General features: G+C 60.8%; 13 protein-coding genes. 4 read left to right on the top strand and 9 right to left on the bottom strand.

Annotation, left to right across the window (positions count from 1 at the left end; all coding sequences use genetic code 11):
* Positions 1–142: 142 nt before the first annotated feature.
* Genes ACJ77P_RS14375 through ACJ77P_RS14340 form a run of 8 tightly spaced genes read right to left on the bottom strand, consistent with a single transcriptional unit; the run spans position 143 to position 10,141 of the window.
* The gene (locus ACJ77P_RS14375) at positions 143–1,264 is read right to left on the bottom strand and encodes an ABC transporter permease (protein WP_367360939.1); all 1,122 of its coding nucleotides are present in this window, start codon (positions 1,262–1,264) and stop codon (positions 143–145) included.
* 2 nt (positions 1,265–1,266) lie between these two features.
* The gene (rbbA, locus tag ACJ77P_RS14370) at positions 1,267–4,062 is read right to left on the bottom strand and encodes a ribosome-associated ATPase/putative transporter RbbA (RefSeq protein ID WP_367360940.1); all 2,796 of its coding nucleotides are present in this window, start codon (positions 4,060–4,062) and stop codon (positions 1,267–1,269) included.
* On the bottom strand, positions 4,059–5,129 hold the full coding sequence (locus ACJ77P_RS14365) for an HlyD family secretion protein (RefSeq protein WP_367360941.1): 1,071 nt from the start codon (positions 5,127–5,129) through the stop codon (positions 4,059–4,061). The genes rbbA and ACJ77P_RS14365 overlap by 4 nt, the downstream gene beginning before the upstream one ends.
* Positions 5,126–6,562, bottom strand: a complete 1,437-nt coding sequence (locus tag ACJ77P_RS14360) for an efflux transporter outer membrane subunit (protein ID WP_367360942.1) — start codon at positions 6,560–6,562, stop codon at positions 5,126–5,128. The genes ACJ77P_RS14365 and ACJ77P_RS14360 overlap by 4 nt, the downstream gene beginning before the upstream one ends.
* Positions 6,559–7,167 (bottom strand): membrane integrity-associated transporter subunit PqiC, encoded by a 609-nt coding sequence (locus tag ACJ77P_RS14355; RefSeq protein WP_367360943.1) that lies wholly within the window; start codon positions 7,165–7,167, stop codon positions 6,559–6,561. The genes ACJ77P_RS14360 and ACJ77P_RS14355 overlap by 4 nt, the downstream gene beginning before the upstream one ends.
* A 1-nt stretch (position 7,168) precedes the next feature.
* Positions 7,169–8,155 carry an MlaD family protein gene (locus tag ACJ77P_RS14350; RefSeq protein WP_408998625.1) on the bottom strand — a complete coding sequence of 329 codons (987 nt, stop codon included), beginning with the start codon at positions 8,153–8,155 and terminating at the stop codon, positions 7,169–7,171.
* A 37-nt stretch (positions 8,156–8,192) separates the two neighbouring features.
* A complete protein-coding gene (locus ACJ77P_RS14345; protein WP_367360945.1) occupies positions 8,193–8,984 on the bottom strand; it encodes an ABC transporter ATP-binding protein in 792 nt (263 codons plus the stop codon).
* Positions 8,981–10,141, bottom strand: coding sequence for an ABC transporter permease (locus tag ACJ77P_RS14340; RefSeq protein ID WP_367360946.1), 1,161 nt, complete (start codon positions 10,139–10,141; stop codon positions 8,981–8,983). Before ACJ77P_RS14340 ends, ACJ77P_RS14345 begins: the two co-directional genes overlap by 4 nt.
* A gap of 652 nt (positions 10,142–10,793) precedes the next feature.
* On the opposite strand from ACJ77P_RS14340, the gene ACJ77P_RS14335 reads away from it, so the two are divergent.
* The 4 genes from ACJ77P_RS14335 to ACJ77P_RS14320 all read left to right on the top strand — a co-directional run bounded on the left by ACJ77P_RS14335 (position 10,794) and on the right by ACJ77P_RS14320 (position 12,739).
* Entirely contained in the window at positions 10,794–11,399 is a 606-nt protein-coding gene (locus tag ACJ77P_RS14335; protein ID WP_367360947.1) for a hypothetical protein, read from the top strand.
* A 112-nt stretch (positions 11,400–11,511) separates the two neighbouring features.
* Positions 11,512–11,721: a type II toxin-antitoxin system HicB family antitoxin gene (locus ACJ77P_RS14330; RefSeq protein ID WP_408998624.1), complete on the top strand. Its 210-nt coding sequence runs from the start codon at positions 11,512–11,514 to the stop codon at positions 11,719–11,721.
* Positions 11,718–11,942, top strand: coding sequence for a type II toxin-antitoxin system HicA family toxin (locus tag ACJ77P_RS14325; RefSeq protein ID WP_408998623.1), 225 nt, complete (start codon positions 11,718–11,720; stop codon positions 11,940–11,942). The genes ACJ77P_RS14330 and ACJ77P_RS14325 overlap by 4 nt, the downstream gene beginning before the upstream one ends.
* 65 nt (positions 11,943–12,007) lie before the next feature.
* The gene (locus tag ACJ77P_RS14320; protein WP_408998622.1) at positions 12,008–12,739 is read left to right on the top strand and encodes an aminopeptidase; all 732 of its coding nucleotides are present in this window, start codon (positions 12,008–12,010) and stop codon (positions 12,737–12,739) included.
* A gap of 232 nt (positions 12,740–12,971) precedes the next feature.
* Here the strand turns inward: ACJ77P_RS14320 and ACJ77P_RS14315 are convergent, their stop codons facing one another.
* Entirely contained in the window at positions 12,972–17,168 is a 4,197-nt protein-coding gene (locus tag ACJ77P_RS14315) for a DEAD/DEAH box helicase (protein ID WP_408998621.1), read from the bottom strand.
* Positions 17,169–17,291: the final 123 nt, after the last annotated feature.

Here is a 17,291-nt window from a genome sequence, read left to right as displayed (position 1 = left end):
CGATTTTCAGGCTTCATATCCAATACGTTAACCGCTATGACCCCCCTCGGCGGGTGCGCCGGTTCCGGAATCCCGGCCAGGGCGGATGAAAGCAGCCCCACGGCCGGTTGACCGTGAGGAGCGCCGGGGTGAAGAAACCGGTTCAGGCCATCGCCGCCAGGGTCTTGCGGAAACGCGCCAGGGACAGGCCGAAGAGGCTTGCTCCGATCAGGACGAGGGTGACGAACTGCGGCCAGACGACGGCCAGGCCGGCGCCGCGATAGAGGATGGCCTGGGCGAGGATGACGAAATGGGTGTTCGGTGCCGCCATCATGGCGAACTGGACCGCGTCCGGCATGCTTTCCCGGGGGGTCACGCTGCCAGAGAGGATCTGCAGCGGGATCAGGATCAGCATCACCAGGAGGCCGAACTGGGGCATCGACCGGGCGAGCGTGCCCAGGAAGATCCCCAGAGAGGTGGTGGCGAAGAGGTGGAGGGCCGATCCGGCCAGGAACAGGAGGATGGAGCCCTGGATGGGAACGGCGAGCAACCCCTGGACGACAAAGACGAGTGAACCGGCCGTGGCGGCCAGGACCACCAGCGCCATGGCCCACACCTTGCCGGCCATGATTTCGAAGGGAGTGACCGGCATCACCAGCAGATGCTCGACGGTGCCGTGCTCACGCTCGCGGATCAGCGCGGCGCCGGTGAGAATGATGGACAGCATGGTGACGTTGTCAATGACCTTCATGACCGCCCCGAACCACGATTTGTTCAGTTGGGGATTGAAGCGGGCCCGCAGGGCCAGCTCCACCGGAGGCGGCGGGTTGGCGCGGTACCCCTGGAGGAAGCTGGAGATCTCCGTGCCGATAATGGTCTGGATATAGCCGCTGCCGACGAAGGCCTGGCTCATCCGGGTGGCGTCCACGTTGAGCTGGATCGTTGGCGAGCGGCCGGCAAGGACGTCGCGCTGGAAACCGGGGGGGATGTTGACGGCAAAGGTATCGAGGCCGGCATCCATCCGGGCATCCATCTCCGACCGTGAAATCAGTGCGGGAGAGAGAAAGTACGGGGGATAAAAGGCGTCGATGATGCGGGTGGAGAGGGGCGAGCGGTCCTCGTCCACGATGGCGATGGGCGCCTTGTGAAGGGTCTCGGGCATGGCGGCTGAGGCGATATAGACGGCATAGGTAAAGGCGTAGAGGATCAGGAAGAGCATCACCGGATCGCGCAGCAGGCTGCGCAGCTCTTTGTTTCCCAGGTGAAAGATGTTGGCGGCACGCATGGTCAGGATTCCTGTTTTCTGAGCAGAAGGGTTCCCAGGGCGATGAGGATGGGAACGGCCAGCAGCAGGGGAAGAAACGAGGCGGAGAGGTCGCTGAAGCCGAGCCCCTTGGAGAAGGTTCCCCGGGCAATGGTCAAAAAATGGGTTGTGGGATAGATCCGGCCGATCACGGCGCCCGCTCCCTCCAGGGACGAGACGGGATCGTTCATCCCGGAGAACTGGACCGCCGGCAGGATGGTCAGAAGCGTCGTGCCGAACAGCGCGGCGATCTGGCTGCGCATGAAGGCCGAGATCACCAGGCCTAGGGCGGTGGCGGCGATTGAGTATAACGCCGCGCCCGCGGCAAGGGCGGTAAAACTCCCCTTGATGGGCAGGCGGAACACGGCAACAGCCAGGGCGGTCAGCAGGAGAAAGTTCAGGAACGCCAGGCAGACATAGGGGATCTGCTTACCGAGGAGAAACTCGAGGCGGGTGGTTGGGGTGACGTAAAAGTTGACGATGGATCCCAGCTCCTTTTCCCGCACCACGGCCAGGGCGGTCAGCATGGCCGGAATCATCATCAGGAGCAGGGGGATCACGGCCGGCACCATGGCCGGCAGGCTCTTCACGTCCGGATTGTAGCGGAACCGGATCTCGATGCTGGCCGCCCCCGCTGTTGCCACCGGCCCGAGGGCGTGCCGGGCCAGATTCGCCATCCAGTGGGCGTGCATCCCCTGCACGTAGCCGCGCACCGTTTCGGCGCGGGTGGGCATGGCGCCGTCGATCCAGGCGCCGATGGCCACCGGTGAGCCCCGGTGCAGGGAGCGGCTGAAGTCGGGAGGAATCTCGATGGCCAGGCTGATCTCGCCGGCGCGCATGCGCCGGTCCAAATCGGCATGGTCCTTTATGGGCGGCTGTTCACGAAAGTAGCGCGAGCCGGACAGGTTCAGGGCATAATCGCGGCTGAGGGTCGTCTGGTCCCTGTCGAGCACCGCAAAGGAGAGATCCTCCACATCCATGTTGATCCCGTACCCCATGACGATCATCAGGATGACGCTCCCCAGCATGGCGAGGGTCAGGCGGATCGGGTCGCGGAGAAGCTCCAGGGCCTCGCGCCGGTTGTAGCTGAAGAGGCGCCGCAGGCTGAAGAAGTCGCTCTTCGCCGCTCCGGCTGGTGCGGATTGTCCTGCAGGGATTTCCGACGGCCCGTCCGGGGCCGTTGCATCCCCGTCCGCCATGCTCTCCTCCGCTTCCTCCAGGTAGCCGATGAAGGCCTCTTCCAGGGTGTTTACCCCCCGCTTTTCGATCAGCGCTGCCGGAGCGTCACTGACGAGCACCCGGCCCGCGTGCATCAGCGAGATCCGGTCGCACCGTTCCGCTTCGTTCATGAAGTGGGTGGAGATGAAAATGGTGACCTTGTCCCGGCGGGCCAGATCGATCATGATCTGCCAGAAGGCATCCCGCGCCACCGGGTCCACCCCCGAGGTCGGTTCGTCGAGGATCAGCATCTCCGGGCCGTGGATCATCGCCACCGCCAGGGAGAGACGCTGCCGGTGGCCCAGCGGCAGGGAGGCGGGGAGGCTCTCCATCTCCTCGCTGAGGCCGAAGCGCCGGGCCATCTCCTCCACCCGTGCCGGGATTCCTTCCTCCGGCATCCGGAAAAGGCGCGCATGAAGCACCAGGTTCTGCCGCACCGTCAGCTCGCCGTAGAGAGAAAACGACTGGGTCATATAGCCGACGCGCCGCCGTGTCTCGATATCCTTTGGATCCACCGGCCGGCCGAAGAGCCGGGCCTCCCCCTCGCTGGCGGGCAGAAGGCCCGTGAGCATCTTCATGGTGGTGGTCTTGCCGCACCCGTTGGATCCCAGGAAGCCGAAAATTTCCCCCTGCCCGATGCGGAAACTGACGGAATCAACAGCGGTGAAATCGCCGAAGCGCATGGTGAGACCGTGGGCCTCGATGGCGGTTTTTCCGGAGTCGGCATCCGGCTCGCGGGGGGGAATGACGACCGGCCGGTAACCTTCGCGCTGGGACGGTGGGAGCAGAGCGATGAAGGCCTCTTCCAGGGTGGCTGTACCGGTGGCGTCGAGGAGCTCCCGGGGGGCTTCCGCGGCGAGCAGACGGCCGGCGTTCATGGCGACGAGCCAGTCGAAACGGGCCGCCTCCTCCATATAGGCGGTGGCCACCAGAACGCTCATGCCGGGCCGGCCGACGCGGATGCGGGTGATGAGCTCCCAGAACTGCCTCCGGGACAGCGGATCGACACCGGTCGTGGGCTCGTCCAGTATCAGCAGGTCGGGGTCGTGAATCAGGGCGCAGCAGAGGCCCAGCTTCTGTTTCATGCCTCCGGAGAGCTTGCCGGCGGGACGATCGGCGAATGGGGCGAGCCCTGTCGCCGAGAGCAGGTTTCCGATGCGATGCTCGCGTTCTTCACGGGCATGACCGAAGAGCCGTCCGAAGAAGTCGGCATTCTCGAAAACGGAAAGCGTGGGATAGAGGTTTCTGCCAAGCCCCTGCGGCATATAGGCGATCCGGGGGCAGGCCGCGCGGCGGTGGCCGGCATCGGCCATGTCGCCCTCCAGTACGGAGATCCGGCCGGACTGGATCTTCCGCGCCCCGGCCACCAGGGACAGCAGGCTGGACTTGCCCACGCCGTCGGGACCGATGAAGCCGACCATGGAGCCGGAAGGCAGGTCGAGGGTAATCCGTTCAAGGGCCTTCGTCCTGCCGTAGTTCAGGCTGACATCCTGCAGCCTCGCCACGGGCGGGAATGGTGGTGGGGAAAGAAAGGCATCAGCAGCCGCGTCGACGGCCTTCATTGGACGAGCTTTTCCCGGAGGCGGTTCGGCCACTCCGCAGTGGGGTCCAGCCGCACATAGGCCACGCCGGGCAGCCCCGTCTTGACCTGGGTGATGTATTTCTGCAGCAGCTCCACGGGAATCTGCGCCCGGACGCGAAACATCAGCTTTTCCCGTTCGCTGGCCGTTTCCACGGTCTTGGGGGTGAACTGGGCGACGTCGGCAATAAAGGAAACTTTAGCGGGGATGGCATACTGGGGAGCGGCATCCAGCACCAGGCGCACCTCGGTTCCCAGGGCCACCTTCCCCACGACAGCCGTGGGCAGGAAAAAGGTCATGTAGACATCGCTCAGATCCACCAGGCTCAACACCCGCCCGCCTGCGCCGACCACCTCGCCGGGCTGGGCGACCCGGTACTGAATCCGGCCGCTCCGGGGGGATTTGAGGGCGCTGTCCCTGATATCCGCCTGGATCCGCTCAACCGTTGCCTGCGCCGCTTCGATGGCCGATTCCTTTCCGGCAACCTGCTCCCGCGCCGTAACAATGGCGGCCTCGGAGGCGGCAACCTGGGCGCGGGCTGCGGCGACGGCAGCAGAGCCGCTCTGCACCCGGGCTCGATCGTCATCTTCCTCCTGCTGCGATGTCGCCCCCTCTGCGGCCAGTGTCGTGGAGCGGGCCAGGCGCTTTCTGGCTACCGCGAGCTCGGCTTCACGCTGCCCCACAACGGCAAGCGCAGCCGCTTTCTCGCTTTCCCTCTGCACCAGCTGGCTGCGGGCGATCGCACTATCGCTCTGTGCCTGCTGCAGCCTGGCCTTGGCCTCACGAAGCTGCGCCTCGAGCACATCCGTGTCCATCATGGCGACCACCTGCCCCGCCGTGACAAAATCGCCCTCCCGCACCAGGATTTCCTTGATCCGGCCGGCGATTTTGGCGGCCACATCGATTTCCGTCGCCTCGATCCGGCCGTTTCCGCCGGCCAGACCCTCATCCGGCCGATCGGCGTAACGCTGCCAGGCAAGAAGAGCCAGAACGACGACGGCCAATGCCACGGCAATGCGGATCAACCATTTTTTCTGCTGAACTGTCATGAACCCCTCTCCTGACTCGATGAATTGTGCTCGGGCCGATCTTCTCCTCCACCGCCCAGGGCGGCATAGAGGTTGACACTGCTGGACAGCAGCGCCCGCCTTGATTGAACCAGCGCCTGCTCGGCGGCAAACCGGTCGCGCTCCGCATCGAGCACTTCGAAATAAGGCGCAGCGCCGCTCTGGTAGCGCAGTCCGGCGAGGCGGGCGCGTTCCGTCTGGGCCACCAGGGTGGCCTGCTGAGCGGCCACCTGTTCGGCGAGCCAGCGCCTTTCGGCCAGGGCATCCGCCACCTCTCGGAAGGCCCCCATGATTGTCCGTTCATAGTCGGCGACCGCCAGATGACGGCGTGCCTCCGACAGGTCCAGGTTGGCCAGATTTCGTCCGCCCTCGAAAATCGGCAGGGTGATGCTGGGCATGAAATTCCAGACGCCGCTGCCCGCGGCAAAGAGATCGCTCAAGTCGGCGCTGGCGGTCCCGGCGCTTCCGATCAGCACGATGCGCGGAAAGAAGGCCGCCCGCGCGGCCCCGATATTGACGAAGGCCGCCTTGAGGCGGTGTTCCGCCGCCAGGACGTCGGGACGGTTGAGCAGCAGGTCGGAGGGCACCCCAACGGAAATTTTCCGGACAAATCCGGCTTCGATCCGGGACAGGGGCGACGTTTCCACCGGCGGGGCGGCTCCGGTCAGAAGGGTCAGGGCATTTCGATTCAGGTCCCGCGTGCGCTGCAGGAGGGCCAGGTTCGCCCGGGCTGAATTGAGGAGGGTTTCCGCCTGGACCGCGTCCAGTTTCGAACCGGCCCCCACCTCGTAGCGTCGCTTCATGATCCGGTAGGATTCCGCCCGGGTGGCCAGGGTGGACTGGGCAATATCGATCAGTTCGTCCAATTCCCGCGCCAGGAGATAGGAATTGGCAACCTCAGCGACGAGGCTGATGACAACGGCGCGTCGAGCCTCTTCCGTCGCCAGGTAGGATTCAAGGGCGGCGGCGGAGAGGTTGCGCACCCGGCCCCAGAAATCGAGCTCCCAGGCGCTGAGGTTCAGGGTGGCCGAATACCGTTCGGAAATCATGGAATGTCCGGTGGGCGAGAGGTCGGCCGGCACCCGGGACCGGTCACTGACCGCTCCGGCACCAATATTGGGAAACTGGTCGGCGCGCTCTATGCCGTAGAGGCTCCGCGCCTCCTGAACGCGGTACATGGCGATCCGCAGATCGCGATTGTTCTCCAGCGCCAGGGCGATCAATCCATGGAGCCGTTTGTCCGTGAAGAATTCACGCCAGTTGAGTCGATGGGCAGCGTCAGCGGCCTGATTTTCCGCCGCCGTGTTGGGATAGGCCGCCGCCGTGGGCAGGGTTGGCCGCTCATAGGAGGGGGCTAGCGAACAGCCAGCCACCAGGAGCATCACGATGCCAGGCAGAATCCTTTGAAGGTTCATTGGGGGAAGCCTTGCCTCAAATTCCCGGCAATTTCGACGCTCAGCCGGGCGAGGACCCGGCTGACGGCTGCCGCCAGCGTTTCATAGCGGCTGTCCGCAAGGGGTTCCGTCAGGGTGGCCATTTCCGTCATGCCTTCCCGGTTCTGACCGGAAAAAATGGTCCACTGGGCCTTGAGGAGAACCTGGTTGCCGGGCGAACAGTCGAGCCGGAGGACCCGAAGGGCCAGAAGGTAATCGGTTTGTTCGGTGCGGATCCGGCGATGGACAAAGACCCGCTTCGATCCGAGGAGCACGGATAGATTTTCCATCAGCACCGTGCTCATGTTGTCCCTCAGGGAGCCTGCCCAGCGGTCGAATTCGGCAAGGGTCAACGCGTTTTCGCCCTCCCGTGTCACAATCTGGGGGCGGTCCAGGTAGTCCGGGATTTCAATGGGGGCGATGGTGACCGAGAAAGGAGGCTCCGCCTGGGAAGGAGGGAAACCCGGCCCCGGCTGTTCGAGGGGGGTGAGCGCATAAAACCGGACCTGGGGTGAACCTGCACAGCCGGCAAGAAGAAGGGCCGCGGCGAGAAAAAAAGTTCCGGGGAAGAAAAAGGCTCTGTTCATGTCAATATCCTTTCGGGATGGCCTTGCCCTTGAGCAGGGAATCGGGATGGCGTTCCAGGAAATCGGAAAGGTGTCGCAGCGAACGGGACGCCGCGCCGAGTTCCTGCAGGGCCCTGTTCATTTCCGCCACCAGGGGGGAATCCTCCGAATAGGTCTGCAGGGTCCGTTCGGATTGCTTCATCAGCGCCTGGGTCGATTCCAGCGTCATCTTTGTCGAGGCGACCAGCTCTCGGACATCCTCCCGGAGGGCCGTGGCGGTCGCCCGGCTCTCGACCAATGTCTCTTCCGTGGCGGTGGAGGTCCGAGCCAGATTTTCGAAGAGGGGATCGATCTGACCGTCCAGGTGCCGGACGAGGGTTTGGACGTCCTTGAGAGTGGCTTCCAGGGTCTGACTGGTTTGTTTTGCATTGATGGAATTGAGGAGCCGGTCAAGCCCTTGAACGGCGCCGTTCAGATTGGCGATGATTTCTCTCAGGGGGAGGTTGGAAACGGATCTCTGAAGCTCCTGAAATTCCGTAGGGATAGTGGGAATTTCGGTGTACGCCTTATTGGTCCCCACGTAACGGGCTGGTTTCGATGGGAAGAAATCCAGGGCCACCATGAGTTGCCCGGTCACAAAGTTCTGAAGCTGAAGCTGCCCCCTCAGCCCAGCGCCGATCGCCTTATCAATGGCCTTCGCATCGACCCTCAGCCCTTCGGCGCCTTCGATCCGCACCGGCTCAAGGCGGATGATCACCGGGATGTTCAGGGCATGGTTCGCGGGGTCGATGACCACACTGATGTGGGTGACTTCGCCGATCTTGACCCCCCGGAACGTTACGGGAGATCCCACGTTGAGCCCCTTGACCGACCCTTCGAAGAACAGGACGTAGTATTTGCTCTCCCGAAAGAACTTGCCGGAACCCAGGGCCAGCACCACTCCGATCAGGATGGCCAGGGCCCCGACCACAAAGGCGCCGATCAACGTTTTATTCGCTTTTCCGCTCATAGGGTTTTCCTCTGCTTTCCGGGAAATTGCGCAGCCCTCATTCCGGTTTCCGCCCTTCCCCCCGGGTGAGGAAACGGACGACTTTTTCATTCCCCGACTCGGCCAGGATCTGTTTAGGATTGCCCGCTGCCGTCATGGTCTTTTCTTCGGGGTCGAGAAAGATGGAATGGGTGCCGATGGCAAAAATGCTCGCCAGATCATGGGTGACCACGACCACGGTCGTGTCCAGGCTTTCGCTCAGCTCAATGATCAGATCGTCCAGCAGCCGGGCGCTGATCGGATCGAGCCCCGCGGAGGGCTCGTCGAAAAAGAGGAAGTCCGGATCGAGGGCCATGGCCCTGGCGAGGCCGGCCCGTTTCTTCATGCCCCCGCTGAGCTCCGAGGGATAAAAGTCCTCGAAGCCGCCGAGTCCGACCAGGGCCAGCTTGAACGAAACCAGTTCCCGAATCTGGGCGGGAGTCAGATCCGTATACTGCTCCAGGGGCAGGGCGACGTTTTCCGCCAGCGTCATGGAGCTCCAGAGAGCGCCGCTCTGAAAGAGGATGCCGAATCGCCTCTTGAGCTGCTCCTGCCGGCTGGGCTCGACATCCCAGAAACTGACGTCGCCGTAAAGGACCTTGCCGCCGGCCGGCCTCTTGAGGCCGATCATCTGCTTCATGAGGGTGCTCTTGCCGCAGCCGCTTCCGCCCATGATGATGAAGATGTCGCCTCGGCGGATCTGAAAATTGAGGTCGCGCATCAGGACGAAACTGCCGTAGGAAATTTCCAGGTTACGGACTTCGATGACGATTTCCCGTTCATTTCCGGAATCGGGCTTCGGTGCGCTCATATGCCCAGCACCTGGCAGAGAAGCGTTATGACGGCGGTGGCCACGACGATGCTGACGATGCCGGTGACCACGGCTGATGTGGCGGCGAAGCCGACGGCGGCGGCGTTCCGCTCGCACTGAAGGCCGCGCAGGCAGCCGGCCAGGGCCACCAGGATCCCGAAGACGAAACTGTGGAAAAGGCCGATCCAGAAGTAGGTCAATTTCACCGCCTTGAGCGTCTGGTAATAGTACTCGGCCACGCCCAGGTCGAGCATGCCGACGCCGACAATCATCCCTCCCAGGATGCCCATGAGATCGGAATAAATGCACAGCATGGGCATCATCAGCATCAGCGCCAGCATCCGGGGCAGGACGAGAAAGTCCATCGGCGGGATCCCCAGGGATTCCAGGGCGTCAATCTCTTCATTGACCTGCATCATTCCGAGTTGAGCGGCAAAGGCCGCCCCCGTCCGACCCGCCATGATGATTCCCGTCATGATGGCCCCCATGACCCGCACCACGCCGATGCCCACCACGTCGGCCACGTAGATCTGAACGCCGAACAGCTTGAGCTGAATCGCGGCCACGAAGGCGAGAATCATCCCCACGAGGAGGCTGATGAGGGAAACAATGGGCAGGGCCTGAGCGCCTGTCTCCTGGAGCGCCTGGCTCAGGTCGGAGCGGCGGAATTCGGCCTTCCCCCGCAGCAGTTTGAAGAAGGAGAGGGTGGCGTCGCCGATGAAGGCGAGCATTTCCTGAAAGCCATGGAAGAGATCCAGGGTTGCATCGGCAACCCGCACCAGAAAGCCCGGAGAGGACTTTTCACGCGTCACCCCCGTACGCTGTTTATCGGGAGAGGCCAGGTCCAGAAGCTTTCGAACCCCTTCGGGCAGCCCGGAAAGATCGACCGGAGTCCCGCTTCCGTTGCAGAGATCGACGATCCTGGCCAGAAAGACCAGAAAGCCGCTGTCCCAGGCGCCAAGGCCTTCGGTTACGAAAGCGATCCGGGGCGCCGGTTTTGTCCGGACAAGGTCCTGCAGGGCCTCGTCGGCGTCGGGAAGATCGCCGCCCGCCACCCAGTTTCCGGAAAATTTCAGGACAAGTCTGTCCGGGGCAACCGGGATAAACTGTACGGCAGCGTCCTCAAAATGGGCTGTATCGGAATGTTCCTGTTGCATCGGAATCAGCGATGGTTTTTTCTATGAATCAGGTGATATCGGTACTGGCAGCGCTTCAGGGTTACAAGCCGTCATCTGCTGTCAGATTCTATCTTTCCACGGGTTCACGGTTTCTTCATCCGTCACAGTATGATGCCCCTGCCGTTTTCCGGCAGTTGCTGCCGATGTGACGGCACTATACCAGAATTTCGAATTCTTTTCACCATCCGTTATGCCGGTTCTCCCGCTCATGAGAATCATCTACCGATTTTGTGTGCCAGGAAGACACGGGTGGGTTTTACTTCCGAAGCATTGGATATACCGATGAATTTATTGACAATGGGTCTTCCCTGTGCGATAGGCTTAGTGGTGATATCTGAGGAATTCGCGGACTTGGGTCCTGAACTTGAGATTCGGATTCATTCATAGATTCAAAGTACGAACCTTAAGCATCAACCCTAAAGATAAATAGCATATCTCCTTTGGTAGTCAAAGCTACTTTCGTAAGCTAAAAGGTAAGAGCTGAGTGACAAACCCTGGAAGAAAAAGACACATAGGAAGCAAATAAAATTTCTTACAATCACGAGCACTACCGGGGCTCGCAAAAAGCGCGAGTCCGGTGAGCAGGCCGTTAGGCGCAATCTCAAAATCACTATGCCCACGGAGGTGCTAGATGCAGGGGCTCAATACCCTCACTGCGAATATCCGGCGCGAATGGCTGGCGAGAATACTGGATGGATCGAAGAAGATTGAGTATCGAGACGTTACTGACTACTGGCTGTCCAGACTCGAACGGGTCGGCCCTCCACCTTTTCTGCTGCGACTCATCAACGGTATGCGACCAGATTCACCTGAGGCTACACTGTTGGTGGACCGGGTTGACATAGACATTTTGGCAGGACAGATACGTCTGCACATTAAGGAAATTCGTGAGACTATACGCTGGAATCCTGCATGGCACTCGAAATACCCTCCCCTTCAACCTGAACCGCCTCTCGATCCATCGTCTTTGTTTAAGGAACCATTAGCCAAATCCAATATCCGACTTGCTGTTTCCTTGCCTATTAAGGAATCATTGTCACCTGGGAAACCTGTCACGTTCGCACTGCCCTTGGCGGACGATACCTACGGGCAATTTGCACAAGCGCCTGAGGGCATCTTTGCTGTAGGGTTGGAGGCGGATAATCAAGTCCGACAGGTTGCACTCCTCAGTGCATACGACCGTATCTTTGAGGATGTCGTTGATTACACCGTTGTCGCATTGCCGGAATGTACCTAATGAAGATTGCCGCCGACGCGCTACGCGTGCTGCTGATCCTTTCGATCGCTTAACATGGAACATGACAACCATGGCTTACGGTTGTCTCGTAAAATATGTGGTGGATCATAAAATGATCAGAGAGTTTCGCGTTGTCATTGAAAAGGGCGAAGACGGGTATTTTGTCGCTTCCTTACCGACGCTGCGGGGCTGTCATACCCAGGCAAGATCCCTGGATGCACTTATGAAAAGGGTAAGGGAAGCGATTGAACTTTGTCTCGAAGTTGAAGAACCCGTACCTACCGAGTTCGTCGGTGTGCAGAGAATAGCCATTACCGCATGAGTACTCTTCCCGCAATTACAGGGGACCGCTTTATCAAGAGTCTTGGAAGGCTTGGTTTTGAAGTCGTTCGCCGGAAGGGAAGCCAGCATTTTCTCCGTCATCCGGACGGCAGATGCACGGTGGTTCCTGTTCATCGTGGCGAGACAATTGGTCGCGGGCTGCTGGCGCAAATGCTCAAAGACTGTGAAACAACGGAAGAAGAGCTGAAGAGTCTGATGTGAGCGGACAACGGCATACATCGGACAAGCCGCTGAGGCCGGACGTCCGGCTAGAAAAGGAGAACCCTATGAAAAGACTTGGTTTGCTCATGCTTCTATTGTTTTTTGTCGTGCTGAGTGGTTGTGCCACCAGATCCATCTCTAACTCCGGTTACAATCCGGGTGGCTATTACAGCCGGGGAACCGACAACCCGCTCTATAAGGGCGAGTTGAGCGAATTCGATGTTCTCGGCATCGATGCTGGAAAAGAGATAACGGAACAGGACATACTTGCGGCTGCAAGTGCCGGCAAGAGCCGGCTCACTTTGCGCAAAGGCGATTCCATTCTTCTCATCCAGTCGGGAGCCATGATTCCAGATCAAGACATGACGGCGAGCGCTGAAAGGTACTTTTCCGTGAGCGTCTTCACCGGTGTTCCCGAGCAGGGAAAGAAGACCAACGCAAGCTATGCGAAGGCGCTGCGGCTTGCCGCTGCCGGAGCAGGCATCGAAAAGATCCTGGTCTACTGGGGCGTTCTTGAATCGGGAACAAAGAATCTCATCACAAAGTCTGTCTCCTGGGTTCCCCTGGCAGGGATGGCAATCCCGGACCAGGCCCAGGAACTTCGCATTCGTCTGAAGGTTGCCCTCATAGACGTCAAGACGGGTCAGTGGGACATTTTCGTACCAAAGGTTTCCGAAGACACAGCGTACAGTGCTTCCCTCACCCGCGAACGCTCCGATCAACAGCAGGTTGAGCTGCTGAAGACAAAGGCTTATCAGGCAGCTATCGAGGGTACGTTGGCGCGGTACTCGAGGTGAGCCATAACAGTAATCGGCTACAGATGAGCACCCACTGGAAATCTCAACTGCCAGGGACAACGATCCATATCGGGCTGAAATCAAGGGGGATGATTTGTGGCTGTTTTTAAAGGTGCGCATCAGCAATATTGCCTGCTGAGGGCGGGGGAAAAAGTCCCGGAGCAGCCGATCGTTATTGTCGTCACTTGACGCATCGTTCTGCGGGATCCGGAATGAACGACGAGCGGCAGGGTTATCCTTCCCGGATCATTTGAAGCAGCTCATCCGCCGACATCCTGCCGCTCATATCGCTTCCGTCCAGCAGGCTGTTGGCCAGGTCGCGCTTCGTGCCGTGGAGCTTCAGGATTTTTTCTTCGATGGTGTTTTTCGTCACCAAGCGGTACACGGTCACGGGACGCTGCTGGCCGATGCGGTGCGCCCGGTCGGAGGCCTGATCCTCCACCGCCGGATTCCACCAGGGGTCCATGTGGATGACGTAGTCCGCCGCCGTCAGGTTGAGGCCCACGCCCCCGGCCCGGAGGCTGATGAGGAACAGGGAGCCCTGTCCCGCCTGAAAGGCCTCCACTTCCCGCCGGCGTTCCTTGGGCGGTGTGCCGCCGTCGAGGTAGCGGTACTCGATGCCCTTCACCTTCAGATAATTCCGGATCAGGGTCAGGTGGCCGACGAACTGGCTGAAAACCAGCGCCTTGTGGGAATTTTCCAGCAGTTCCTCCACCACTTCCCCGAACAGGGCCAGCTTGGAGCTGGCCAGGTCGCTTTCCGGCAGAACCAGTCGGGGGTGGCAGCAGGCCTGCCGCAGCCGCATGATCTCCGCCAGGATTTTCAGGTGCTTCTGTCCCGAGGGGCTCTCGTCCTGCTCCAGGGCTTCCACGGCCTCTCGCCGCAGGGCCTCGTAGAGCGCTGTTTCTTCCGGAGACATCTCCACCTGGAGAGTCACCTCGGTCCGGGGAGGCAGCTCATCAAGAACCTGGGATTTGATGCGCCTCAGGAGAAAAGGGGAAACCAGCTTCTTCAGCCTCTTCCTGGCTTCCCGGTCGCCGTTCTTCTCAATGGGGATGGCATAGCGCTCGTTAAACTGCCGGCGGGAGCCAAGCAGTCCGGGATTGATGAAGTCGAAAAGGGTATAGAACTCACCCAGGTGATTTTCAATGGGGGTGCCGGTGGTGATCAGACGGAAATCGCCCTTGAGGGCCAGGGCGGCCTGAGCCCGCTGGGTCTCGAAATTCTTGATGGCCTGGGCCTCATCGAGGATGATGGTGCGCCACTGGACCGTTGCCAGGAGTTCCGCTTCCTGCTGCAGCAGACCGTAACTGCAGATCATCACATCCATGCCCTGGAGGCTTCCGACCAGCTCCTCACGGTGCCGGCCGCCGAACAGGCCGGGATTGAGAGTCGGTGCGAAACGGTTGATTTCAGCCAGCCAGTTCATGCAGACGGACGTGGGGGCAACCACCAGGGCGGGCCCCTGGGGGGCCCGCTGCAGGAGAACCGCCAGGGCCTGAAGCGTTTTTCCCAGCCCCATGTCGTCTGCCAGGCAGGCACCCGCCCCCCATGACGACAGGCGGGACATCCATTCAAAACCGGCCACCTGGTAATCCCGCAGTTCCGCCATCAGCGTGGAGGGGACGGCTGGCTTCAGGGACGTCCCCTGTTCGAAGGCCTTCAACCGCTCCTTCCAGGAGGAGTCCCGGCTCACGTGGGGAAAATCGTCGAGGAGATCGTCCATGACGGGAACGGCCAGGGCGTGGCATCGGACAGCGTCTGCCTCCTTGTCCACGTAGGGGCTCATTTCATCCAGGCGCCGGCGCAGCGCCTCGGTGAGGGCGACAAAGCGGCCTTCCCCCAGGGGTAGAAAACGGCGGGGTGCGTTCTCTGCCAGTTCAAGGAGCGTTTTCATGTCCAGAAGCAGGCCGTCATCCAGTTTGAGCTGACCCTCCAGCTCGAACCAGTCTCCGGATTTGCGAATCTTCATGCGGAACGAATCGAACGTTACCGTCTGCGGCGTCTTCAGGGATTCTCCCTCCGGCCATTCCGCAACCGCTTCTCCCTGCTCCTGCAGGGCTTTCAGCTCCAGCAGCACTTCCAGGCAATCCTCCGGATTTTCCAGGTATCCCTGCCCCCGGTTGTTGAGCACCAGGGCCAGCGTAGGGCAGGAATCTTCCAGGAGCTTCACCTTCCGGATCTCCAGGGCGAGATCCCGCCGGGCCAGCATCCGTTTCCCGTCCATGTCCGCCATGACGTGCTCCATGCCTTTACCCGGTTGCAGGCGGATCCCTCCACTGCCGAAGGGGCGCACCAGCACTTCCACGTGGAATCCTTCGCCGATCGGTGCCAGCTGGACAACCGGATGGGGATCGCCTTCAATCTCCTCGAGGGCCTCCGCGCTTCCGCCGATGGTGGAATGGATGGTCACCAGGGTGGAAAGCTCCGCCATGGCTTCGATGAGCTCATTTTTGGCCGTTGCTGGAACCATCAATCCCTTGCCGCCCAGGATCTGCCCGATGCGTCGATGTGCGTCCGACAGCTCGCAGACCTTGAAGCGGGTGGGGCTTTCCGGCAGCATGGTCACCCGGGATTCCGAAAGGGGAACGCTCAAGTGGAGGCGCAATCCTTCCTGGGATTCCGTCACCACCAGCTCCACCTCCCCTCGGAGAAATTCCACGGATTTTTCCGGGTTCTCTTCGGAAAAAATCAGGGGATGGCCCACGAGCAGCGGCAGGGTCTTTTCCCAGTCAAAATAATACTCGGCGCTGCTGTACCCTCCGTAATAGCGTGATTCCGCTTTCAGGGTCGCCCGGATCATGTGATCCTGACGGCTCAGGTACTCCAGGTTGGTTCCCTTGTGCAGCCGGCTGAGGGCGACGGGCCGCCCCGAAGTCCATCCCCCCCGGGCCTTCTGCCTCTGCTCCAGCGGCTTGAGGGACAGCCCTTCCTCTCCGTGCCGGAAAAGCCAGATCAGCCGTTTTTCAGCGGACGCGGCAGCCGGACGCTCCGTCTCCGCCGCCTGCTTCAGGGCACGGAGGCTTTTCCTCCAGGGCTCTTCAAAATGGATCGATGGGATCAGAGAGACCAGCCCTGTAGCTTCACCGATCTCCCGGACCTGCTGCCGGTACAGGGCCGTATTGACGCCGCCGGCGTCCAGCAGGCCTGCGCATTCCATCGCGGCCCAGGACATGCCGCTTTCCCGGGCCTGCCGATACAACTCCTGCAGCGACACAATGGTCTTTGATCCCAGGCGGCGCTTCTGCCAGTATTCCGCCAAGGCGGTGAAAATGGCCCCGATGCCGGTCCCTTCCTGGGGCGAGTCGTAAGCGGGGTAGTCCGGGTCCATCATCAGGGTAGCGGCGATTTTTCGCAGGGCGGTCAGGCCGGCAATATAAAAGCTGTTGGGATTGTTGCGGTGGGCCGTCAGGTACAGATATTTTTTGATTTTCGCCGCCCCTGCCGTGTCCGGGGATGCGGAATAGGACTTCAGCAAGGCCAGCAGGAAAAAAAGGCCCGCCGGATCGATAAAGAAATTGTTTCGAATGCCGGATCTCCGGATCAGTTGGCGGAGTTCCGCCTCGTAGGCGGCGATGGACTCCTCGTTCTTCCCTTCGAGGAAGTAAAGGCATCCCTGCAGGCCATCCGTTGAGCCTTCTGCTTCGTTTCTCAACTTGTCCAGAAGCCGCCCGGCTTCATCAAGGCGGCCTCCCAGCAGCAGGCGAAGGGCCAGGACATGGAGCAGGGGGCGCTCTCCGTACCCCTGCGGCTGTTCCCCGAAGGCCAGAGCCAGGGCGTCATTGAGCGGCGCCTCGTCAGGTTCAAGGAAGATGAGGCTCTGGAAAAGGATTCGGGATAACGCGGCGGAGCGGAGATCCAGGGGCAGTGTGGCGAACCAGGCCGGATCGAAGGGTGCGTTGCAGATGCGCAGAAAAGGGTCGGGGATGCGGAAGGGTACCGGGCAGTAACGCAGCATCTGGTCGTAGAGCACCTTGACCTCGCGGGAATCCCCTCGGTACAGGGCGATGCGGAAATCCCGCAGAACGCGCTTCCAGTCGTATTCCGGAGAATAGCGGGAAAGATAGCGATTTCCGGGCATGAGCCGTTGAATCGTCCGGGCCATCTTCTCAAAGTGCCCGTCTGCAACGGCCAGCCGGGTGGCGATTTCCCGGAATCCTTCCGGGCATTGATAGTGGTTATCCACCAGGCCCAGCTTCAGGATCCGCTTCAGGGCCGGCTGCAGGTTCTGCCAACTGGTCCTGCCGGTTCCGTTGGAGTGAATTCCCGTGACATCGAAGCAGCGGATGACCGTGGTCATGCTCATCGGTTCCATCGCAACGGAACAGAACTGGACCAGGAGCTTCTCCGCCGGGGATAATGCGTTATAGAGTGATGAAAGCTGCTCGCTCTTTTTTGAAACGGATGCCGAAGTAAATTGCCGATTCATAAATGCTCAATAATCCTATTTCTGGATCACCTATTCTGCCGGGATTCTGCTTTATTTGCATTCATCATGCAAGAATTTTTATCAGGAAAATGCCGGTTCCCTCCGGCAGGGCGGCATCGGCCT

The sequence above is a fragment of the Syntrophus buswellii genome, from assembly GCF_046097065.1.
Taxonomy (GTDB): domain Bacteria; phylum Desulfobacterota; class Syntrophia; order Syntrophales; family Syntrophaceae; genus Syntrophus; species Syntrophus buswellii.
The sequence above is the reverse complement of the archived record's forward strand: the minus strand, read 5'-3'. Positions and strand labels throughout refer to the sequence as shown.